The sequence below is a fragment of the Candidatus Binataceae bacterium genome (assembly GCA_035508495.1).
Taxonomy (GTDB): Bacteria; Desulfobacterota; Binatia; order Binatales; family Binataceae; genus JASHPB01.
In genome coordinates this window covers 31,181-53,046 of sequence record DATJMX010000078.1, presented here as the reverse complement: position 1 = coordinate 53,046, position 21,866 = coordinate 31,181, and the positions used below count along the sequence as shown (strand labels likewise).

General features: G+C 61.8%; 23 protein-coding genes and 1 tRNA gene. 9 read left to right on the top strand and 15 right to left on the bottom strand.

What is annotated here, in order from left to right:
* Positions 1–86 precede the first annotated feature (86 nt).
* A tRNA-Leu gene (locus VMA09_23040) sits at positions 87–172 on the bottom strand.
* Between the two features lie 283 nt (positions 173–455).
* Here VMA09_23040 and VMA09_23035 point away from each other — a divergent pair.
* The gene (locus tag VMA09_23035; protein ID HUA36500.1) at positions 456–1,115 is read left to right on the top strand and encodes an isoprenylcysteine carboxylmethyltransferase family protein; all 660 of its coding nucleotides are present in this window, start codon (positions 456–458) and stop codon (positions 1,113–1,115) included.
* A gap of 3 nt (positions 1,116–1,118) precedes the next feature.
* Here the strand turns inward: VMA09_23035 and VMA09_23030 are convergent, their stop codons facing one another.
* From VMA09_23030 to VMA09_23010, 5 genes are all read right to left on the bottom strand, one after another.
* On the bottom strand, positions 1,119–4,166 hold the full coding sequence (locus VMA09_23030) for an efflux RND transporter permease subunit (protein HUA36499.1): 3,048 nt from the start codon (positions 4,164–4,166) through the stop codon (positions 1,119–1,121).
* A complete protein-coding gene (locus VMA09_23025) occupies positions 4,163–5,173 on the bottom strand; it encodes an efflux RND transporter periplasmic adaptor subunit (protein HUA36498.1) in 1,011 nt (336 codons plus the stop codon). The genes VMA09_23030 and VMA09_23025 overlap by 4 nt, the downstream gene beginning before the upstream one ends.
* Positions 5,170–6,426, bottom strand: coding sequence for a TolC family protein (locus tag VMA09_23020; protein HUA36497.1), 1,257 nt, complete (start codon positions 6,424–6,426; stop codon positions 5,170–5,172). The genes VMA09_23025 and VMA09_23020 overlap by 4 nt, the downstream gene beginning before the upstream one ends.
* An 82-nt stretch (positions 6,427–6,508) precedes the next feature.
* Positions 6,509–7,858 carry an ATP-binding protein gene (locus tag VMA09_23015; GenBank protein ID HUA36496.1) on the bottom strand — a complete coding sequence of 450 codons (1,350 nt, stop codon included), beginning with the start codon at positions 7,856–7,858 and terminating at the stop codon, positions 6,509–6,511.
* 25 nt (positions 7,859–7,883) lie between these two features.
* A complete protein-coding gene (locus tag VMA09_23010; protein HUA36495.1) occupies positions 7,884–8,552 on the bottom strand; it encodes a response regulator transcription factor in 669 nt (222 codons plus the stop codon).
* A 491-nt stretch (positions 8,553–9,043) separates the two neighbouring features.
* Here VMA09_23010 and VMA09_23005 point away from each other — a divergent pair, with 491 nt between their 5' ends.
* Positions 9,044–9,394, top strand: a complete 351-nt coding sequence (locus VMA09_23005) for a helix-turn-helix domain-containing protein (GenBank protein HUA36494.1) — start codon at positions 9,044–9,046, stop codon at positions 9,392–9,394.
* Between the two features lie 181 nt (positions 9,395–9,575).
* Here VMA09_23005 and VMA09_23000 read toward each other — a convergent pair whose 3' ends face one another.
* Both VMA09_23000 and VMA09_22995 read right to left on the bottom strand, forming a co-directional pair.
* Entirely contained in the window at positions 9,576–10,205 is a 630-nt protein-coding gene (locus VMA09_23000) for a hypothetical protein (protein HUA36493.1), read from the bottom strand.
* The gene (locus VMA09_22995; protein ID HUA36492.1) at positions 10,202–11,593 is read right to left on the bottom strand and encodes a selenium-binding protein SBP56-related protein; all 1,392 of its coding nucleotides are present in this window, start codon (positions 11,591–11,593) and stop codon (positions 10,202–10,204) included. Before VMA09_22995 ends, VMA09_23000 begins: the two co-directional genes overlap by 4 nt.
* Positions 11,594–11,690: 97 nt before the next feature.
* Between VMA09_22995 and VMA09_22990 the strand changes: the two genes are divergently transcribed.
* The 3 genes from VMA09_22990 (at position 11,691) to VMA09_22980 (ending at position 13,899) form a co-directional block, all read left to right on the top strand.
* A complete protein-coding gene (locus VMA09_22990) occupies positions 11,691–12,506 on the top strand; it encodes an enoyl-CoA hydratase-related protein (protein ID HUA36491.1) in 816 nt (271 codons plus the stop codon).
* Positions 12,499–13,170 (top strand): nitroreductase family protein, encoded by a 672-nt coding sequence (locus VMA09_22985; GenBank protein HUA36490.1) that lies wholly within the window; start codon positions 12,499–12,501, stop codon positions 13,168–13,170. The genes VMA09_22990 and VMA09_22985 overlap by 8 nt, the downstream gene beginning before the upstream one ends.
* 126 nt (positions 13,171–13,296) lie before the next feature.
* Positions 13,297–13,899, top strand: a complete 603-nt coding sequence (locus VMA09_22980) for a DUF882 domain-containing protein (GenBank protein ID HUA36489.1) — start codon at positions 13,297–13,299, stop codon at positions 13,897–13,899.
* 3 nt (positions 13,900–13,902) lie between these two features.
* Here VMA09_22980 and VMA09_22975 read toward each other — a convergent pair whose 3' ends face one another.
* The gene (locus tag VMA09_22975) at positions 13,903–14,643 is read right to left on the bottom strand and encodes a class I SAM-dependent methyltransferase (protein ID HUA36488.1); all 741 of its coding nucleotides are present in this window, start codon (positions 14,641–14,643) and stop codon (positions 13,903–13,905) included.
* Between the two features lie 74 nt (positions 14,644–14,717).
* Entirely contained in the window at positions 14,718–15,608 is an 891-nt protein-coding gene (locus tag VMA09_22970) for an alpha/beta hydrolase (GenBank protein ID HUA36487.1), read from the bottom strand.
* A gap of 133 nt (positions 15,609–15,741) precedes the next feature.
* On the opposite strand from VMA09_22970, the gene VMA09_22965 reads away from it, so the two are divergent.
* Positions 15,742–16,059, top strand: coding sequence for a tetratricopeptide repeat protein (locus VMA09_22965; protein ID HUA36486.1), 318 nt, complete (start codon positions 15,742–15,744; stop codon positions 16,057–16,059).
* A 67-nt stretch (positions 16,060–16,126) separates the two neighbouring features.
* Here VMA09_22965 and grxD read toward each other — a convergent pair whose 3' ends face one another.
* The 5 genes from grxD to VMA09_22940 form a co-directional block, all read right to left on the bottom strand.
* Complete coding sequence (grxD, locus tag VMA09_22960) at positions 16,127–16,459, bottom strand: Grx4 family monothiol glutaredoxin (protein ID HUA36485.1); 333 nt, start codon at positions 16,457–16,459, stop codon at positions 16,127–16,129.
* Positions 16,460–16,466: 7 nt separating this feature from the next.
* Positions 16,467–16,712, bottom strand: coding sequence for a BolA/IbaG family iron-sulfur metabolism protein (locus VMA09_22955; GenBank protein HUA36484.1), 246 nt, complete (start codon positions 16,710–16,712; stop codon positions 16,467–16,469).
* A 53-nt stretch (positions 16,713–16,765) separates the two neighbouring features.
* Positions 16,766–17,608 carry a TauD/TfdA family dioxygenase gene (locus VMA09_22950; protein HUA36483.1) on the bottom strand — a complete coding sequence of 281 codons (843 nt, stop codon included), beginning with the start codon at positions 17,606–17,608 and terminating at the stop codon, positions 16,766–16,768.
* A 143-nt stretch (positions 17,609–17,751) separates the two neighbouring features.
* Positions 17,752–18,375 (bottom strand): DUF1054 family protein, encoded by a 624-nt coding sequence (locus VMA09_22945; protein ID HUA36482.1) that lies wholly within the window; start codon positions 18,373–18,375, stop codon positions 17,752–17,754.
* Positions 18,372–18,797, bottom strand: coding sequence for a GFA family protein (locus VMA09_22940; GenBank protein HUA36481.1), 426 nt, complete (start codon positions 18,795–18,797; stop codon positions 18,372–18,374). The genes VMA09_22945 and VMA09_22940 overlap by 4 nt, the downstream gene beginning before the upstream one ends.
* A 77-nt stretch (positions 18,798–18,874) precedes the next feature.
* Here VMA09_22940 and arsS point away from each other — a divergent pair, with 77 nt between their 5' ends.
* The 3 genes from arsS (at position 18,875) to VMA09_22925 (ending at position 21,785) form a co-directional block, all read left to right on the top strand.
* The gene (arsS, locus tag VMA09_22935; protein HUA36480.1) at positions 18,875–19,864 is read left to right on the top strand and encodes an arsenosugar biosynthesis radical SAM (seleno)protein ArsS; all 990 of its coding nucleotides are present in this window, start codon (positions 18,875–18,877) and stop codon (positions 19,862–19,864) included.
* 93 nt (positions 19,865–19,957) lie between these two features.
* Complete coding sequence (locus VMA09_22930; GenBank protein ID HUA36479.1) at positions 19,958–20,983, top strand: Dyp-type peroxidase; 1,026 nt, start codon at positions 19,958–19,960, stop codon at positions 20,981–20,983.
* Positions 20,976–21,785: a family 1 encapsulin nanocompartment shell protein gene (locus VMA09_22925; GenBank protein HUA36478.1), complete on the top strand. Its 810-nt coding sequence runs from the start codon at positions 20,976–20,978 to the stop codon at positions 21,783–21,785. The genes VMA09_22930 and VMA09_22925 overlap by 8 nt, the downstream gene beginning before the upstream one ends.
* Positions 21,786–21,866 lie beyond the last annotated feature (81 nt).

Here is a 21,866-nt window from a genome sequence, read left to right as displayed (position 1 = left end):
TCGGCCAAATCTCGACGAAAAACCCGCCGCGACTCAGCAGTCAGAGCGAACTGGTCATAAAAGTGCAAACACGATCGGGAAATTTCTGGTGCCGAGGGCGGGACTTGAACCCGCATGTCCGTAAGGACGGAGGATTTTGAGTCCTCTGCGTCTGCCGTTTCGCCACCTCGGCATCGTTGGCGGCGGGCTCGGGCGACGCTTCGCGTCGTGAGCCGGAAGCGAAATTCTAGAAGATGGCGCGCTGCGCTGCAATCACGCATCCGGGGCGGGCTGTGCGCGGCAAGGATGCGCCATGCGAAGGTCGGATGATACTTGAATATTGTCGATCGAAGTCGACGGTTTGAGCCCACGATAGCCGACTCAATCGTAATCTAAACCATACTGGCTAATGCCCTACGCACTTAATTACTCACTTCATTTGTCTCACTCAACCCAGCTTGCCATTCTTATTATTGATGGAAGCTGTCGGATCTCTGAGTACTGAAGTAAAACCGCCGCCTCATTCTCTGGTCACGCGCGACGGTCTCAAGCATGCGGCCGCGAATCTTGTTCTGGCGGCTTCGTTTTTCGTTGCCGCACTGCCGGCCGCCGCCTCGTATCAGAGCAGCCTCGCCAACGGCATCTGGATCGCGGGCGCGATCGTGATGGGAGTGTTCTCGTTGATTCGGCTTCCGCCACGGACCGTGATGATCAACGCGCGCTCAATCGCAGCGACGGGCGGGATGCTCGTATTGCCGTGCCTGATGCGCCCAGGAGTGGCATCGGCGGGATTTATCGCTGCGATCGGCCTCGCGCTCGAAGGGATGGGAGTCTTCGGCACGCAGATCGCCCGGATATACATGGGGCGCAGCTTCGGTCTTCTGCCGGCGAACCGTGGAATAGTCACTCACGGTCCCTTCGCATTTGTGCGTCATCCGATTTACATGGGATGGCTCACGATGTCCGCAGGCTATGCGCTGTCTTTCCCAAGCTGGCGCAACGCGCTCCTGGTTGCGATCGCGCTGCCGTTCATGATGTGGCGAATCGACCAGGAGGAAGCGTTACTCAAAACCGATCGCGAGTTTGTGGCGTACTGCGATCGCGTGCCGTGCCGACTGGTTCCGGGACTGCTTTGAATTCTACTGGATAAACTCAGTCGGATCCCTGCGCCGCGGTCCTCCGGTCGTCAACAAATAGATACCACCGGCGATCGGGATCGTCATGAACATCGCGAACGCGAGTCCGCCGGTCACCGCGATCGCGAGTGGTTGCTGGACCTTGGCTCCCGCGCCGTATCCGAGCGCCAGCGGGAAAAGGCCTGCGGCTGTCGCCAGCGTCGTCATGATAATCGGCCGCAATCGTACCGCCGCAGCCGCGAGTAGCGCCTGCTGCGGCACATCACCTTCGGCCATCGCATGCTCTGCGTGATCGAGTAGCAAGATGCCGTTCTTCGCGGTGATCCCGACCACCATGATAATTCCCATGAATGACGAAATGTTGAGCGTCGTGCCAGTCAGGTAAAGCGCGAGCAAGCTGCCGAAGAGGCAAGAGAGGGCGCCTGCCATGCACGCGATCGCGGGACCCAGCCGCGCAAACTCCCAGACGAGTATCAGGAACATCGCAAGGATCGCGCTAACCAGCACGATCGTCAGCTCGCGAAACGCCTCGCGCTGTTGCGCATAGAGGCCGCCGAACTCGAGCGTCACGTCCGCGGGCAGCTTCAGCGTCGCCAGGCGCTGGCGCGCCTCGTTCACGCCTTTGCCAAGGTCAACGCCCTCGAGCCGCGCGGTCACATGGAGAACCGGGCGCTCGCGCTCGCGATCGATCTCGGCGCGATCGCCGCCAAACGTCGATGACGTCACAGCGGAGAGCGGAACTCGCGCTCCGGTCGGAGTTTTGAGCAGCACTTCGGAAAGCGTGCCGAGGTCCTGATGATAGTCCTCGGGATATCGCACGCGCACGTCGAGCAGCCGATCGCCGCTGAGGACGCTGGTCGCGACCGTGCCCTGGATCACCGTATCGAGCGTGCGATGGATATCTTTGGCCGTGAGGCCATAGCGCGCGGCCGCGGTTTGGTCGATTTGAAATTCCTGCAGCGGAAGGCTGATGACGATTCCGTTGAACACATCGACGACGCCGTGAATCCGCCGCAACGCTGCGGCGACCTGCTGCGCCGTCGATTGAATCACGTCGGAATTCGGTCCGAAGACTTTGACTTCAATCGGCTCGGGAACTCCCGACAGGTCGCCGATTAGGTCCTGCAACATCTGCGAAAACTCGACCTGGACGCCAGGGAGCGATTGTTGGATTCGCGCGCGGACTTCGGCGATGACCTGGTCGATGCTGCGCGCGCGGTTGGCGGCCGGCTTGAGCCGCACCGAGATATCGCCACGATTTGACTCGGTGAGGAAAAATCCGAGCTGGGTGCCTGTGCGCCGCGAATAACTCTGCACCTCCGGCGTCGAGCGCAGAATTCCTTCTATGGTTTCGAGCAGCGCGGTCGTGTCCTTGAGCGTGCTCTGCGGCGGCGTTACGTAATCGAGCACGAACGCGCCCTCATCCAGCGGCGGCAGGTAGTCGCTGCCTAGCTGATGATAGATAGCCCATCCTCCGGCTACCGAAAGAAGCGCCACCATCACCGCGAGCGAGGGGATACTCGCAAACGGCAGCATCGCCACCGAGTAAAGATGCTGGAGGACCCGGAATACGGAACCGGGGCCCCGCGGCGCGCCGCGCAAGCGTTCGAGGCTGATCTCGAGGGCGGGCGTGAAATAGAGCGCGAGCAACAGCGAGATCGCCAGGCCGCTGCCGAGCGTGGCGGCAAGCGCGCGGAAGAACGTCCCGGTAACGCCGGAGATAAAGACCAGTGGCGCGAAGACGATGATCACCGTCATCGTCGAGGCAAACAGCGGCCGGCCGAGATGATTGAGCGACGACCCGATCGCCGCGTCGGTCGGCTCGCCGTTGGCACGCGCGCGATGAATCGCTTCGATCATCACGATCGCATCGTCGATGAAAAGCCCGATCCCCGCGGCCATACCGCCCAGCGTCATCATATTGAACGTGAGCTTGGCCGCGGCCAACACGACGAACGTGATCGCGACCGTGCACGGCACGACGATCGCGGCGATCACTGCGTTGAGCGGGCTCATGGTGAAGAGCAATACGACCGCCACTGCCAGCACGAGGCCGAGTGCGATCGCGTCGCGAACGCTTTCGAACGATTCGGTGACGAGCGCCGATTGGTCGTAAGAGATCGAGAAGTTGACATCCGGATAGCGATGACTGAACTCGTCGATGATCGCGTGGGCCTGCTTTGCGATCTGTACGGTTCCGCCCTCGGGCCGCCGCGAAATCCCGACCAGCACCGCGGCGCCATGCTCGCTCGATGTGCGGATGAAATCCTCTTCGATTCCCATCTCGACGCTGCCGATATCCCGCACTCGTATCGGCTGGCCGCCGACGGCAGCGATCGGCACCGATGCGATCTGATCGGCGCGATGAAGATCGGTCGATAGCACCGTCAGCAGCATCCGGTGGGAGTCGTAAATTCGGCCGGGCGAAGCCAGCACATTCGCGTTGGCGAGGCCGTCAACGATGTCGTTGGGCGCCAGCGAATGCTGAAGCATCCGCGCCGGATCGATGCGCACGACAAACTCGCGGTTCTTGCCGCCCACCACCTCGACCCGGTAGGTGCCGTCGATCCGGTGGATGGCGGGAACCAGGTCGAAGCTGGCGATATCGGTGAGCTCGGCGAGGTTGCGGGTGTGCGAGCTCAGGCTCACGTCGAGAATCGGAAACGTCCCCGTGGTCAGCAGCAGAGTATCCGCAGTCGTTCCGTCGGGCAGGCGTGCGCGGGCTTCGTCTACCGCGGAATTCAGCAGCTGCGAGGTCAGGCTGGCGTTGGCGTTGTCGGAAAAGGTCACATCGATCTCGGCGCTGCCGCGAGTCGTCGTCGAGCGCACGAGGGATACGCCGACCACAGAATAGGCCGCCTCCTCGATCGGGCGCGTCACCGTCGCGAGCATCTGCTCGGCGGGCAGATTGCCGCTGTCCGCGAGAATTATCGCGCGATGAAAAGTGAACTCCGGAAAGACCGCACTGGGGATCTTCCGCGCCAGGATCACGCCCAGGCCCGAAAGCGCCAGGACGAGAAGGATGACGAGCGACGAGGTCTGGCGCTTCATCGCGTCCCTTGTGCGACTTCGACTCGCAGGCCGTCTGACAACGCGTAGCCCCCGGAGGTAATCACGAGCTCTCCGGCTTTGATCCCGTTCGTGATTTGCACGCGGTCACCCTCGCGGACGCCCACGGACACGTCGGTGCGTCGAGCGCGCTTGTCCGCCCCAATCGTGAACACGTGAAAATTATCTGGTCCGGGATCCTGAAACACCGCGGCCTCTGGAATCACGATCGCGTCGGGAGCACTGCGCGTCACGACATGCACCAGGACGGGAGAACCCGCTTCCAGGATGCGCTCGGAGCCGGTGAAATCGAGCCGCACCGTCGAAGTTGCGGTCGCGGTATCGAAGGTCGGAAGCCTCGCCACGATCCGTGCTGGAACCGGGCTGCCGGGCCGAAGCGGCGACAGAACCTCTGCCTGCATCCCGGCGGTCAAGGCGTGAAGCTGGCTAAGCGGCACGTTTGCCTCGACATACAGGCTGCGCGGGTCGATCAAATCGACGAGTGTGTCTAAATCGCCGACTACCTGGCCGGTCGTTACCGGGGGCTGCGAAACAATTCCCGCGTCCGGCGCGCGCACCGCAATTCCGGGGCTGTGCGTATAGCGGTGGACCGACTGCGCCAGGCGCTCGGCGTTCTCGGGCTCGATCTTCTGCGCGACGGCGAGGCCGTCTTCCGCCGCTTCGATCTCGCGATTGAGGACATAGGCAACCACCTGTCCTTTCGCGACCCAATCTCCCGTGACGAGTTTCATTCCGATCACGCGCCCGGCGGTCGGCGCGCGGATGATGACATGATGTGTAGCGACGGTCTTGCCCAGAAGCTGAAGGCGCTGCTCCATCGGTGCGACCTCAGCGCGCGCGGCACTGACCACCATGGTGGTGTTCGGTACTTCCGGGTTTTCGTTCTCGTCGCTTGAATCGGATGCCGGATGACAGGCGGCGAGCGCGACCGCCAGCGCGATCGGCAACAACCATCGCAAAGCGCGTCGTTGTCCGCCGCGGCGTCTCATCTGATACGTCCGGCCAGCAGATTGATTTCGGCGGCGGACTCGCGCGCCGCGAACTCCTGCTCGAAGCGTTGCATCCGCAGGTCTTCTGACCGCTGATAAGCGTCCAGGACTTCGAGCAGGGTGACGTCACCGCCGCCCAGAAATCGCGTCCAGGTGAGCGCAAACGAATCGTCGGCGTTCGGTTGCGCCCGCGACAGCAGCTCGAGCATGCGCGTTGATTGATCGTAGCGTAGCGAGGCGTCCGTGATACGCCGGTTCAGCGCGTACTCAGTATCGCGCGCCTGCGCGAGGGCAGAATTCTGCCTGGCCTTGGCCTGATCGATATGAGACGTGATCAGGCCGCCGTCGAAAATCGGCATCGAGACCACGGTATCGTACGAGCCGCCGTAATTTTTCGACCACGTGGCCGGCGGATCGATGCCGACGAAACCGGTTGTGAAGGCGAGTTGCATCGTGGGCAGACGTTCAGCCTTGGCCGCCTTAACCTGCAACCCGGCCGACGAGATCGCGCGCCGCGTCGCCTGCATCACCGGACTGGATGAAAAATCGATCGCGGGCTTCGGCGGCAGGTCGGCCAACTCCACGATCTGAATATCAGGTTGATTGAACTCGCCGATAAGCGATCCGAGGTTTACCGAGGCGCGTTGCGCGGCAACCTGTTGCTGCAAGAGTGCGATCTCAACCGCGTCGCGGGCGGTGCGCACCTTGAGCGTGTCGGCGGAGTTGGAGCGGCCGGAATTCCTGAGCGCCTCGATCGTGGCGACGTAGCGCGTCAGACGATCGAGGCTGCGCGCCAGCTCCGAAGTCGCCGCGCGCGCGCGCAGCAGATCGTAATACGCGACCGAGGTATCGTATGCGATCTGCGCCTGTGCGGCGGCGACCCCGAGCTGTGCCGCTTCGGCCACGTAGCGCGCGGCGCGCATGCGAGCCTGGCGCCGGCCCCAGTCCCACGCCGTGTAGTTCAGCATCAGCATCGCGGCGCTCAGTCCGCGATTGGTGATGACGTCGTCATAACCGGGAGCTTGGTAGTATTCACCGCCAGTTGAGAGGTTGGGGAAGAGCGCCGAGCGCTGCTCGCGCACCTGCGCGCGGCTCATGTCGCTTTGCGCCGCCGCGGCCTGCATCGTGGGGGCAAACTTTATCGCGCGGTCGATCGCATCTGGCAAAGTCAGCGGCGCCGCCCACGCGCAGTGCGCGATGAGCACAATCGCCGCCAGGGAAAAAAGGGTCGTAAGACGACGGCAATATTTCATCCGCCAAACATTAACAACGCGATTTCGTTCTGCCTAATGAATAAATGTTCAGAAAGAAAAGCGGCGCACTAGGCGCAAATACCTACCCACTGGCGGCAGGTAACGATACGATCGCTTCGCATCCGCCGCTCGGGCGATTTGCAATCGCGATCTCGCCGCCATGCATTCGCACCACTTCCTTGCACAGGCTGAGCCCGAGACCGCTGCCCTCGGCCCGCGCCGCCTTGCTGCGATAAAAGCGCTCGAACACCAGCGGCAGATCGGCAGGCGGGATACCCGGGCCGTTGTCGGTGACGCGCATCGTCACTTTGCCGTCGACACGTTCGAGATCGAGCTCGACGGCGCCGCCTTGGGGGGCGAACTTGAGCGCATTGTCGAGCAAGTTAATCAGGACACGGCGCAGATGAAGCGGATTGCCGCTGACTACCGCTCCGCTGCCGAGCCGAGTGGTAAATGCGATGCCGCGTTCCTGCGCGAGCGGCTCGACGTTCGAGGCGATCTCTCCGGCGACGGCGGCGAGATCGACGTCGCTGCGCTCCAGGGTTGATTCGCGATCGAGCCGGGCCAGCATCAGCAGATCGTCGGCCATCTTGCACATTGCGATCACTTCGGCGAGCGCGTTGGTGAGCGCGGCAAGTAGTTCGGTGGCCGAGCGCTCGCGCGCGAGGGCGACTTCGAGCCCGGTGCGCAACACCGTCAATGGCGTGCGCAACTCATGCGCGGCGTCCGAGGCAAAACGGCGCTCGGCGATCGATGCGCGCTCGAGCCGCTCGAGCAAGGCATTGATCGAACGCGTGAGTCGCGCGACCTCGTCGTCGGCCGGAGGAGGCGCCAGCCGCGAGCTCAGCATGTTGGGCTGAATCGCGGTTAGTCCCGCCGACATCGTTGCGATTGGCTCCAGCGCGCGCCCGACGATCCAGTATCCTCCCGTCACGCACAGCACCAGCAGAAGCGGCACGACCAGCATGAGCGTAATGCGGAACTGCTCGAGTGAATCCATGACAGCGCTCACGTCGGCGCCATCTTCGAGCAACCCCTTATGCCCGTTAATCTTCACAGCGCTTACCGCAAAACGGGAAGGATGACCTTCCACCGCATAGATTCCGTCGGAAGCCGTTTCGGGATCGAGCTGCGGCGGTATGATTCTCATATCGCCGAAGTCCGCGACCACTCCGGTCGACATTACCAACCGGGCGCGCCGGCGAACTGCGATATCGCGCTCGAGGCTGAGCGACTTCACGATCTCGATTGCGCCCGGCAGTCCCGCTTTCTGGATCGCGGTCGCGGTGTCGTCAGCCTCTTCAAGCAGCGCCGCATCCAGCGACGCCCAACGCTGACCGGCGAAGAACTGATATGCAGCGAGGGTTGCCAGCGTGAGGATGCCGGCGAGAATCAGCGCCCAATAAATCGTGAGGCGAAGCCGGATGCTCATAGCGGCGCGCCGCTGGCCGCTGAGGTCATTGCGCGTGAATCGAGTAACCGACGCCGCGCACGGTTTGAATCTTCGCGCCCTGACCCAGCTTCTGGCGCAGGCGGTTGATGAAAACTTCGATCAGATTGGTAAACGCGTTGAGGTCGGCCTCCCAAACCGTCTCCGCGATCATCGAGCGCGTCACGGTTTGCCCCGCATGCCGCATCAGCAGCTCCAGCAGCATCGTTTCCTTGGGCGAGAGACTGAGAGGCTGGCCGCCTGACTTCGCGCGGCGGCGCGTCGTGTCGAACTCAATCGCGCCGACCTTAAGAATCGGCGCCGCGGTCGCCGACCTGCCGCGGATTAGCGCGCGCAAGCGCGCGACCAGCTCGGCGAAGGCGAACGGTTTGACGAGGTAATCATCAGCTCCCGCGTCGAGACCCGTCACGCGCTCATCGAGTGTTCCATGCGCGGTGAGGATCAGCACCGGCGTAGTCGCGCCGCTCGCGCGCATCTCGCGCAACAGGTCGAGGCCGCTTTTACCAGGCAATTGGATGTCGAGAACGATCAGATCGAACTGCGTATTCTGGAGCCGCTCGGCCGCCAGCTCCGCCGTGTCCGACCACGAAACCGAGAAACCCTCCTCGCTAAGTCCCGTCACCAGCGAATCGGCAAGCCGAACCTCGTCTTCAACGACGAGCAGGCTGAAGCTCATAAATGAATGCTGGCACGCGCGCCCGGTCAAAAAAAGAGTGACTTGACGCGCTATCGATCAGAGAAAATCGCATTGACGGTTAACACGTTTCACTTGATAAAAAATCAATTGAATCAACGCGCCTGATTGTCAGAGAGGGGAGGCGTGACAAAAAAGTTACAGATTCGATCGGGCTCGCGCCTTAAACCACACTGCGGCTCGCGAGCGAATCCAACGGTTCTGGCTCGACGGGAACTATGTCCCATCGTTACACGCACAAAATCGTATGGAGCAGCGCTGATATGACGATCAGGATTTGGCGCACCTGATTTTCGAAACCGGAAATGTCACCAGCCATCGCCTCGTCGAAGGCTTATGGAGATATAAGCTCTCGGGAAAGTCCGTGGACGGCAGCAAGATGGCCGCGGTATTCGAATTTGAGGGTAGCTTCATGACGTTGGTCACCGTTCACGATCGTTCCAGCCCGCTAGTTCCAAGGCGAAGAAACCACGATGAATTGCGGTTACTGCAAGGCTGAAATGAAGAAGCGGCGCGCGACGCGCGACGATCCATATCGCTACCGACAAAGCGGGCTGCGCGAGTTGTTCCTGCACGGGATCTATGTGTACGTCTGCCCGAACGGACATGAAGAGGCTCCAATTATTCCGCGAGTCACCCAACTGTACACATCGTTGGCCGACGAAATAACGAAGCGACCCGGCTTGCTTCGTGGTGATGAGATCAGATTCTTGCGAAAGCAAGCCGGATTGGCGGCTCAGGATTTTGCGCAGCTTATCGGCGTGACACCGGAACACCTCTCGCGCGTGGAGAATGGGCACAAAGAGTTTCGGCAAAAGCACTGATCGTCTGGTCAGAGCCTGCGCCCTAACTGCCAAAAAAGGTGGCGAAGCGCGAAAACTACTGTTCGGCCTGGCCGCGAGCTTTAACGGCAAAAAGAGCAAGCGCGCGATCGAGATTTTCGATTTATCCTACGCACCTGATAGGCGCAGCGGCTGGAAGCGCACCGCGAGTTAGAGTCCAGCCTCAAATCGCCAGCGAGAGAAGCCCTGCGGCGACGAGGGCGCCGGCCCAGATTGTATCGAGGTTGATCCAGGCGCTGCGCAGGATCGCAAGGCCGACGTATTGATAAATGAGAACCGCGACCGTGCCCATCACGACGAGCATCGCGGCGGTGTGGAGCAGGACCACAGCCGTGGCCTGCGCGATCGGATGCGACGTCGGAAGCATCGGACTGACGCACATGTTTGGCTCGATGCGCAGCAGGATCGGAAAGAGCATCAGGCCCGCGCCGTGCGCCGACGACATCAGGAATGACCACAGCGTAAGCTCGGCGGAGTTCACGCGCATCGCAACCCATCGCGGATGCGCTTGCGGCCTTAGCAGTCGGAAGATGCCGAACAAAATAAGCAGCACCGCACCGGCAGGGCGTACGTAACTGATCGCAACGATCGCGCTGATTCCGACGACGATCGCAACGATTGCCGCAATCGACAGCAGATGACCGAGCGCGATCGGCCCCAGCGCTCGAATCACGCGGGCGCGGCTCCGCTCCTGCAAGCCGAGCGCGACCGCGAACAGCCATCCCATCGACGGATCGAGCCCGTGATACGCGCCGAGGCCCACGACCGCGAGCCACGGCCACGCCGCGCTCACGGATAGCAGAACGAATCCGACGAAGAGTCACCGCCCTCGAGGCGCATCTGATGCGGCCGCTCGCCGTCGAACGTCGTGAAGAAATTAGGATCGGCCGCCATACCACCCGCGGGATTACAATCGAGCTTCGTCGCCCATCCCTTGATACCCTCGGGATAGAACTGTTCGTCCCACGCGCCGTAAAGCGAATTCGTGACGTAGAGGCGGCGGCCGTCGCGGCTCAGCTCGACCATCTGCGAGCCGCCGTTGAGCGGGCCGCTCTTCGGATGCGCCGCGTGCGAGACGATACCGCCCAGGCGCACCGAGCCGGTGAGCTTCGCGTTGAACGGATCACTTACGTCGTATTGCTTCATATCGCCGGTGCCGAAGCATGCGACGTAGAGAAACTTGTCATCGAGACTGAGGTTGATGTCGGTGACTAGAGGTGGCACAGCCTTGAACGGTTTGAGAGCGGGCGGCAGCACGTCGGGATCGGCAGGCTCGGCCGGAATCTCGACGACTTTCTTGATGTCCCATTTCTCGCCTTCCCGATACCAGAGCCATACCGAGGACGAGAGATCTTTCGTCGAGATCACGACGCCGACGAAGCCGTAGGTCTTGGTCGGATCATGCGATGGGCGCAGCTCCAGCGCCATTTGATTTTCAGCGCCGAGATCGAGTGTGCGCAGATGCCGCCGGCGCCGCAGATCCCACAGATGCAGCGCGTGACCGTATTTGCCGCCGAGCAGAAGCTCCGGCACGACGCCATTTTCGACCATCTTCGGCGTGCCCCATTCGCTGGTCACGACCACGTCGTAGCCGAGATGCCACCAGAAATCGTAGGCGAGCTGCTGCGGCCCGCGATCGACTTCCCATCGGCCGAGCACGTCGAAGCTCTCGTGATCGAGCAGGAAGATTCCACCGGGACCGTCGCCGCTGGGAGTGCCGAGGGCGCTCACGTAGATCGCATCGGGACCGCAATGAATGGTGTGCGGGCGACTGTAGCCGGTCGCGTGCGCGATTTCCTCGGCCTCGATCGTCTTGATCAGCTTGGGATTTCGCGGCTCGGGCTTGGTATCGAAAATATAAATTCGCGACGAGCGTAGACCCGGCACCAGCAGGTAACGGCGCTCGATATGCGGATGAGGCGCGTAGGGGCAGAGCGCAGCGCTGCACGCGTTCCAACCGAAATGATGCAGTTCGTCGCCGACGCCGGGAACCTCGGCGCGTCCGACGATTTGCGCATAGGTCTTCGATTCGGGATCGAGATCGAGCACGCACAAGGCATCGTGCCGGCTGCTGTCGTGTTTGGGATTGAACGTCACCATGTACGCGAGCTTCTCGCGCGGCGCGTTCATCGCCATCCGCGGCGAAGGATAGAACGTCTGATCCGGTTTCCACAGCGCCATAAAACTTACCGCCTGAAGGGAATTCGGAATTGAACCTAGCCAAGGCTGCGATAGAGTGGAAGGGGTTTCGGCCGAACTTTACGCGTCGGGGGTAACGATGGAATTCAAGAAGATTCTCTACGACAAGAGTGATCGCGTCGCCAAGGTCACCCTCAACCGCCCGCAATATCGCAACGCGCAATCGCGCGTGCTGCTCGAGGAGATGGATCGCGCGTTTGCCGATGCCGACGCCGACGACGATATCCGCGTGATCATCCTCGCCGGCGCGGGCGATCATTTTTCATCGGGTCACGATCTGGGCACGCCGGAAGAGAAAGCCGACTGGGAGGCGCGCCCGTTCGGCAAAGGCGTGCGCGGCGAGTACAAGCGCTCGCGCTATATGTTCCTCGACAACACGCTGCGGTGGCGCAACCTCAGCAAGCCGACGATCGCCCAGGTCCAGGGCTTCTGTATCTTCGGCGGATGGATGTTCGCGGCCGCGATGGATCTGATCGTCGCTGCCGATGATGCGAAGTTCCTGCCCTCGCTGCTGCAATACTTCTCCGTGCCCTACGACATCCCAGTGCGCAAGGCCAAGGAGATCCTGTTCCAGAGCCGCTTCGTCGACGCCAACGAGGCGTGCGAGCTGGGCTTCGTCAACATCGTCGTGCCGCGCGCACAGCTCGAGGCCGAAACGACGGCGCTGGCGACTCGCATCGCGGAATCCGATCGCATGACGCTCCGCATGCTGAAGTGGGCGATCAACTCGGCGCAGGACGAGATGGGCTACTCCAACTTCGTGCGCAACGCCCATTCGCATCACATGGTGCTGGGTCTCTCCGGCTATATGCAGGCCAAGCTGGAAGGCAAGGGCCTGCCCAAGCGGATGGCCGGCGTCGAGCAGGCGCTCAAGAAAGGCGGCAAGGATGGCTGAGCTGGGAGTCTTCGAGGCGATTCACACGGCCCGCGCGCTACGAAGATTCAAGCCCGACCCTGTCCCCGCAGAGCTCATCGACCACGTCCTGGAGGCCGCGGTCTGCGCGCCATCCGGCGGCAATGCTCAGGATTGGTACTTCGTCGTGATCACCGACCCCGAGCAACGCCGCCGCGTCGGAGCCGCGTACGCTAAGGCCTCGCTCAGCATCCGTCCTTACTATGAGAATCGTCCGCGGCCCGCGCACATGACCGAATCGGAAGAGCGTCATCTGAAGAGCTCCGGCTTCTATCTGCACGAGCATATGCACGAGGCGCCAGTCCTGCTCCTCGTATGCGGCCGCAATCGCGCTCCGCGGCCGGGGTTTGGCAATCTCGGCGAACCCGGGGCCCGGATGGCCGTCTGCACGACGCTCGCGAGCATCTATCCCGCGGTGCAGAACATCATCCTCGCCTGCCGCGCGCTTGGCCTCGGCACGGTGCTGACGACGAATCACCTGCTGTGCGAGGACGAGATTAAGGCAGCGGTTGGTATCCCGGATGACGTGCACACGTACGCGCTGATGCCGATTGGATATCCGATCGGCAATTTCGGTCTGGTGCGCAGAAAGCCCCTGACCGACGTTGCAATTCACGATCGCTGGGGTAATCCCTGGAAAAGCTGATTGCTGCGGCAGAAGCTATCTAACGCCCTCCTACGCCTAACTGACACCTGACCGATAAGTGTTCAGGGATTGATCCTGATCGCGTTTTCGTGGAGAGTCATTACGTCACGGTTTGGGGAGGCCTCGATGAATCACGAGACCGAAGCGGGGAAAGGATCGATCGTAACGCGGCGGAGCTTTCTCAGGATGGGCGCGATTGCGGCCGCCCAGCTTGCGGTGCCTGCCGTGGCGATGGCGGGAATTCGCGTGATGGCGCGGCGCCGCGTGCTCAGCTTCCACAACCTCCACACCGGCGAGAATCTCTCGACGACCTACTGGGCTGACGGCTCCTACTTCCCCGAGGAGCTTTCGCGCATCGACTATATCCTGCGCGATTTCCGCGCCAACGAGATCAAGCCCATCGACCGCAACCTGCTCGACCTGCTGGTGCGGCTCCATCAGAAGCTCGGCACCTCGCAGCCGTTCCAGATCATTTCGGGATACCGCTCGCCCAAGACCAATGCGATGCTTCATGCGAACAGCGAAGGCGTCGCGGTGCACAGCCTGCATATCGAAGGCCGCGCCATCGATATCTGCATCGAAGGCCGCAGCCTCGAGACTCTCCGCGCGGCAGCGCTGTCACTCCACAGTGGAGGCGTCGGCTACTACCCGAAGAGCGACTTCGTCCACGTCGATACCGGGCGTATCCGATGGTGGGGCGGCCCGCCGCCGGCCACGCGGATCATCTAACGATCATTTCGTAGCGACAGCGATCAACCTTTGCGCGCTCTGATCATAGGGTTTCGCGCTTAGTCCGCCGTACAGCTCAACTTTCGTAAACCCGGCGCTGCGCAGCAGCGTTTCCACCTCAGCGCCTGAATAGAGACGCAGGCTCAGCGTCGATTCGTGGCGCTCGTCGCCGCGAATCAAGGTCCATTTGCAATCGAGACGTTTCCATCCATCGAGCAGGCGCCGCTCTTCGAGCATGATCACGTCGCCGCGCCGATTGAAGTCGCGCGGCCGGAAATCACGCGCGATGATCTCCTTGCCGACGAGATCGATGAGTAAACGCCCGCCCGGGTTTAGCGAAGCGCACAGGTTGCGCGCGACTTTCAGTTCGTCATCCGGATCGTCGAAGTAGCCGAACGCGGTGAAAAAGTTGATCGCGCCATCGAAGGTGTCGGGCCGCGCGAACTCGCGCATGTCGGACTCGACGAACTCGATCACCAGCTTTTCCTTTGCAGCCGCAGTGCGCGCCTTCTCGAGATAGGAGCGCGTTCGATCGACTCCCGTGACGAGAAAGCCGCGCCGTGCGAATTCCAGCGAATGCCTGCCGACGCCGCAGCACAAATCGAGCACGCGCGCCCCGCCCGCGATTCCGAGCAGCGCGACCATCCGCTCCACTTCGGCGCGCGCATCAGCAATCCGCTCCGGCGAGAACATCCAGCCCTCGAAGTTCTGCCAGAAGCTGTCGTCATCGAACCACTCGCTCATTTTGCTGCCCGTGAAAAAGCAGAGGGCGGCTTGATGGCCGCCCTCGCGTTTTTCGCTTTGACCTGATGCGGCTGTCAGATCGTTCGTTTCAGGAAATCCACCATCTTGCCGAATGCGTCCCGACACGCTGACAGATTGTCCATCTGCAGGAAGCCGTGCGGGATGTCGTCGTAGATATGTACCTCGTGACGGATATCGGCGCGCTTCAGCGCCTCGGCCATCGTGCGCGAATCGCTGACCAGCGTGTCTGCCGTGCCGCATACGACAAACGATGGCGGCAGCGCGCCCGGCTTGACGGCGAAGATCGGGCTCACGCGCGGATCCTTGAGAATGTCGGGATAGGCGCTGCCCGCGTATGCCTTCGTCATCTCCGTGATCATCGCATTGCCGCCCGAAGCCTTGAGCTGCGCCGGAAAATCGAAAAGTCCATAAATCAAAAGCGCCGCGCGCGGCTTGGGACCGCTGTAATTCTCAGCCGCGAGTGACGTAACCGATGCGGCCGTGAGATTGCCGCCGGCGGAATCGCCGCCGACTGCGATCCGATTTGAATCCCCATGATATTTCGCCGCGTTCTGTCCGGCCCACTTGATCGCGAAAACACAATCGTCGAGGCCGGCGGGAAACGGATGCTCTGGCGCGAGGCGGTAATCGACGTTGATCGTGAGATAGCCGGCGTCTGCGAATTGCATCCCGAGCTTGCGATGCGACTTGGGGCTGCCCGCAACCCATCCGCCGCCGTGCAGATAGACGACCACCGGATGAGGTCCCGCGCCTTTCGGCACGGCGATATCAGCGCGCAGTCCCGGCCGCAGCTCCACGTCCTCATGGAAAGCGCCAACCTCGGGCGGATTCTGATTCATCATCGGCGCGAAGCTTTCCATCATCTTGCGCAGGTCGGCGATACTGCCGGGAACCGGCGCTTTCGCGAGTGCGTCGAGAAAACTCTTTTCCTGTTCGGTTAGCATGACAATTACCTCCGCGCGGGAATATGAGACGACTACTAGGCCGCTGGTCGAGGGTCAATCGAAAACCCGGAAGAAGACTCACCACAAAGGCACCAAGGACACCAAGTTGCGGGCAGGGAAAACGCGGCGGAATTTGAATGCGCTCGACGCGCAGCTTGCGCAGGCACGCTCGCGGGAGGATCGCGCCGAGGCCCATTTCCAGCTTGCGCTATTTCACGACAACAATTCGCGCGAGGCCCAGGCGATCCCGCACTACCGCTCGGCGCTGCGCGCGGGCCTGAAAGGCGAGCGACGCGCGCGGGCGCTCGCATGGCTGGCCAGCAGCCTTTATAAGACCGGCAATCCGCAGGAGGCTGTGAAACGCCTTAAGGAGTCAGCACGACTCACGTCCGATCCCGCCCTGACCAAGTTCATTCAGGGCTTGCTCCGCAGAATCGAACGCTCGAAGTGAAAAGGCGTCGCGACACGCCGACGCGTATCGCCACGCCCTTTGAATACTTGATGACCGCGCGGTTCGGTTACTGCGGCGCGCTGGTGCCGACTGCGGCCTTCACCATCGTCTCCAGCTCGCCGGTCTCGTAGAGCTCGCGGATGATGTCGCAGCCGCCGACGAACTTGCCGTCGATGAAGACCTGCGGAATCGTCGGCCAGTTGCTGTATTGCTTGACGCCCTCGCGCAACTCCTGGTCGGCGAGCACGTCGGCAGTCTCGAACGGCACGCCGAGGTTCTCGAATACCTGGACGGTGGCGGCCGAGAATCCGCACTGCGGAAAGTTCCGCGTGCCCTTCATGAAGATCATGATCTTGTTCTTGCGAACCGCCTGGTCGATCTGTTGGTTGATATCAGCCATCGTGGCCCTACCTCCGGGTTTCGTATTGTGCTGGCGTGAGCGTCTTCAGCGTGAGCGCATGAACCCGCACGCGCATCGCGTCGCCGAGCGCACCATAGATCATCTGATGACGCTCGACGAGGGTCTTGCCCTCGAACGCGGGGCTCACGACCAGCGCCTCGAAATGATCGCCGCCGCCGGTGTAGTCCTTCACCTCGACCTGCGAGCCGGGCAACGCCGTCGCGATCATCTGCTCGATCTCTTTCGGATCCATCGCGGGCTATCTTAACGCCATCGGCCAAGTCGAATCCACTTGTGTTGGCGCGCTCAGAAGGGCCGGTCGCCTTCGATCGTGACTCTTTCGAGATATCGTTCAACCGCCGGATTGTCGGCAACCGCGCGATGCTGCGTGCATCGGTTGTCCCACATCGCGACCGAGTTGGCGCGCCAGCGGAAGCGACAGTTGAAATCCGGCGTCTCTATATGGCGGTAAAGGAAACTCAAGAGCATCGTGCTCTCCGAGGCCTTCATTCCTTTGATCGAAGCCGTGAAGTGCGAGTTGACGAACAGTCCCTTGCGCCCTGTTTCGGGATGAGTGCGGACAACGGGATGCTCCGCGGAGGATCTTCGCAGCGCCGCCGTCTCTTCGGACGTGATCCCTTCGTTTCGATACTCGACCATTGAGAAAACCCGCATCATGTTGTGAATCGCGGTGAGGTCGGACAGGAAGCGCTGCATCTTGTGGGAGAGCGCCTCGTAAGCCGCGTACATGCTCGTCCACATCGTGTCACCCCCGAAGGGGGGCGCGACCACGCAGCGCAGAATCGAGCCCAGCGATGGCTTTTCGAGAAAGGTCACGTCACTGTGCCAGGCCTCGGCAACGTACGGATACTTGGTGCTGCTATGAAAGACCACGAATTCCGGATGGCCTTGCGCTTTGAGCGGCTGCTCGAAGGGATGAATCTGCAGCGCACCGAATCGCCGGCCAAAGGCTTTGTGCTGATCCCGGGTTATCTCCTGGTCACGAAAGAACAGCACCTGGTGTTCGAGAGATGCGGCGTGAATCTCTGCAAATGCCGCATCGGTGAGATTTGCCAGATCGGCTCCCTCAACCTCGGCGCCCAGCGCTCCCGCGATCCGCTTTACAGAAATATGGCGCCAATCAGTCACTGCCGTTGCTCCTCGCGTTAGCGACCGCTGCGTAGTTGCCACTATCAGCTTATCAAGCAATTGGAACGACTCAACGGTACCGACCGCAAGATCGACACCCGCGATGACTGCGTGTGCAGTTCGACGTTGTCTCGTAGCGGCGGCTACAGCACGACCGACCGCAGGATGCGATAGAACGGCTCCAGCTCGCGGTAGGCGTCGAGCAGCTCCGCACGATCGAGACGCAGCGCCTCGCGCAGCGGCCATCCGAAACCGATATCGATGACTCCGGTTTTCTTTTTCAGCTCATCGCCGACGTTTGTGAAAAATTCGGCGGTGGCGGGCAGTTGCTCTGGCAGAGTCTCGAAATCCCACTTGTCGTAGCGGGCGATGTTCGTGCCGCGAAATGATTTTTCGAGCTCTGATGATCTCGCCGCGATGAGGCGCGCCATCTCGGAGCGCAGATCCGCCTCGGTCTTGACGACTGCCCGCGCATGGAGTCCCGAAGCGGAGATCGCGAGCGCGAGATACCCGTAGCGTTTGTAGCCGCGCGGCGAGGGTCCGAACGCGGCCCACGTTTCGTCTGGAGGATTCACGGTGCGCCGCCGATGCGCCGCGACGTGCGGATGGAATTCCATCTTGAGCTTGCGCGCGAGCTCCGGCACGAGTTCGTCGCCGAGCCTAATCAGGCGCGGCCGGATGCGCTCGTATATTTTCGCCATCCGCGGACCGAAGCCTTCGATCTTGAAGACGTCGAAATCGTCGCGGATGAATCCGATCCGCGTCACTGGCGCTCCTGTTCTGGTTTGTCGCCGCGCCGCTCGACGCGATACGTCTCGTAGGACTTCTCCCAGTTCCGCCCGTCGAACTTCTCGACGCGCAGGCTAGCGAGATCGATCCCGTCGATGCATCGCGCGTTCACATCGACCTTGTCGGGATCGGAGCGCGGAATGTAGAACGGCGCGACGCCGCAGGCGCGGCAGAAATGATGCTTCGCGACGCCAGTGTTGAACGAGTAAGTAGCGAGATTTTCCTCGGCGGTCAGCATCTTGAACGCGTCGCGCGGGACCACCCAGTGCAGGTACGCCTTCTTGGTGCAGATCGAACAGTTGCACTCGTCAACGAATTCGAGCGGCGCCGTCGCTTCGAAGCGGACCTTTCCGCAATGGCATCCGCCGCTATAGGTTTTCAGGCCCGAGATTTTACTCATCGTCGATGCTCCCCCATCGCTCGCTGTGCCGGAAAACGCCATGGTGCTGATCTGCGCGATGCGTGTAAACTCTGGCGATGGCGACCTCGCCTACATCCGCGAACTCGCGTGAAAATTTCGACGCGACGCTCGCGCGCCACGGCCTCGGTGCTCTGCGCCGGCGGATTCCGACCACGATGCAGGTGAACGTCGGCAAACTCTGCAACCAGGCCTGCAATCACTGCCACGTCGATGCAGGCCCGAAGCGGGTGGAGCAGATGACGCACGCCACGGCGGAGCGCGTGCTCGAATTGCTCGGCAACAGTGGATCGATCGCGACGGTCGATATCACCGGCGGCGCTCCCGAGCTCAACGAGAATTTCGCGATGATCGTGGGGCGCGCCCGCGCGCGCGGATGCGAGGTCATCGTGCGATGTAATCTGACTGTCACGCTCGAACCCGGCATGGAATGGCTGCCGGAGTTCTACCGCGAGCATCGCGTCGCGCTCGTCTGTTCGCTGCCGTGCTACACCGCGGGCAATGTCGATAAGCAGCGCGGCAACGGCGTTTTTGACCGCAGTATCGCGGCGCTTCAACAGCTCAATGCGCTCGGCTTTGGCACCGGAGAGCTGCGGCTTGATCTGGTTTACAATCCGCTCGGTCCGATGCTGCCGCCGTCGCAGCCTGAGCTCGAGGCGACTTATCGGGAGGAACTCGGACGCAACTTCGGTGTTCGTTTCGACCAACTGCTGACGCTCGCCAACATGCCGATCGAGCGCTTCGCGCGCCAGCTCGATCGCGAGGGGCGCGTCGCGGAGTACATGAGCCTGCTCGTGAATCATTTCAATCCGGCGACGGTCGAGGGATTGATGTGCCGCGATCTCGTGAGCATTGGATGGGACGGGCGGCTCTACGATTGCGACTTCAACCAGATGCTCACGATGCCGCTCGGCGGCCAACACGCGCCGCGCACAATCTGGGACATCGACGATCTCTCCACGCTCGGCGGCATGCCGATCGCGACCGGGTCGCACTGTTTCGGATGCACGGCGGGCGCAGGCTCGAGCTGCGGCGGCGCTCTCGTCTAGATTCCGGCCCGCGATTTTCGTTTTCTTCGCAGCGGGCAATCGTGCTGAAATGTCGCCGTGCCGAATCCTGAAGTACAATCTCCGGCGCCGGTAATGACCCAGGCTGTCGTTACGCCGCTCACGCGCTCGACGATCTTCCTCGTCCTCACGATTAAGCAGGGCGCGGACAACGCGTCGACGGTGCGCTCGCTATGCGCCGATTTGTCGGCCCTGGTCCGCGCAGTCGGCTTCCGCGAACCCGATTGCCATCTGTCATGCGTGATGGGCTTCGGCTCCGCGGCGTGGGACGGGCTTTTCGGAGATCCGCGGCCGGCCGAGCTCCATCCCTTTCGCGAGATTCGAGCGGGCTCGCGAATTGCCGTGGCGACGCCCGGCGACCTCCTGTTTCATATTCGCGCCGAGCGCGACGATCTCTGCTTCGAGCTGGCCACCCAGATAATGATCAAGCTGGGCGGCGCCGTCGCCGTGGCCGACGAGGTCCAGGGATTTCGCTACTTCGACGAGCGCGATCTGCTCGGCTTCGTCGATGGCACCGAGAATCCCGTTGGCCCTGAAGCGATCGACGCGACAATCATTGGCGCCGAAGACCCGGGATTCGCCGGCGGCAGCTACGTCATCGTGCAGAAGTACCTCCACGATCTCGACGGATGGAACAAGCTGCCGACCGAGACCCAGGAGCAATTCATCGGCCGCAAGAAGCTTTCCGACGTCGAGCTCGATGACACCGTGAAGCCGTCATACGCGCACAATGCCTTGACGACGATTGTCGAGGACGGCGTCGAGCGTGCGATCTTTCGCGCCAACATGGCCTTCGGCCGTCCCGGTCACGGCGACTACGGCACCTACTTCATCGGCTATGCGCGCACGCCGCGGATCACCGAGAAGATGCTTGACAACATGTTTATCGGCGACCCGCCCGGCAACTACGATCGGCTGCTTGATTTCAGCAAGGCGGCGACCGGCAATCTGTTTTTCGTGCCGTCGCTCACGTTCCTCGATGCGGTCACGCCCGACGGACCGCCGCAAACTGTCACCACCGAAACTCCATCCGAAGCTGCGCATCCAAAAGACGATTCGCTCGGCATCGGCTCCCTCAAAGGAGAATCACGCGATGAATAACCTGCACCGCGAACTTGCCCCGATTTCCGACTCCGCGTGGGCTCAAATTGAAGAAGAAGCCGCGCGCACGCTCAAGCGCTACCTGGCAGGCCGGCGCGTCGTTGATGTCAAAGGACCGGGCGGCACGATGCTCTCCGCGGTTGGCACGGGCCATCTGCATAATCTCGCGTCGCCCGGTGACGGAGTGATGACGCGCCAGCGCGACGTGAAAGCGCTGGTCGAGGTGCGGGTGCCGTTCGAACTCGAGCGCCAGGCGATCGATGACGTCGAGCGCGGCGCCAATGATTCGGATTGGCAGCCGCTGAAGGATGCAGCGAAGAAAATCGCTTTCACCGAGGATCGCGCGATATTCGACGGCTACGGCGCGGCCGGGATCGAAGGTATCCGGCAGGGAACGAGCAACAAGGTGCTGGCGTTGCCGCCCGACGTTTCCAATTATCCCGACGTAATCGCCGAGTCGCTCAACCAGTTGCGCCTCGCCGGGGTCAACGGTCCATACTCAGTTCTGCTCGGCGCCGACGCCTACACCGCGCTGAGCGAAGCGAGCGATCACGGCTACCCGGTGATTGAGCATATCCAGCGCCTGGTCGGCGAAGACATAATCTATGCGCCCGCGATCGCGGGCGCATTCGTGCTGACCAAGCGCGGCGGCGATTTCGAATTGCATCTCGGGCAGGACGTGTCGATCGGCTATCTCAGTCACAACGATCGAATAGTCACTTTGTATTTGCAGGAAACGATGACATTCCTGCTGCTGACTACAGAAGCTTCAGTAGCAATCAAGCCCGCGGGTAAAAAGTAGAGTCCCAAGTCACCTTCGCGATGGCTTGACCGGCGCGCCTTGTCGCGCGTAGGTATCTGCTGGCTCACCGCAGGAAGTTAA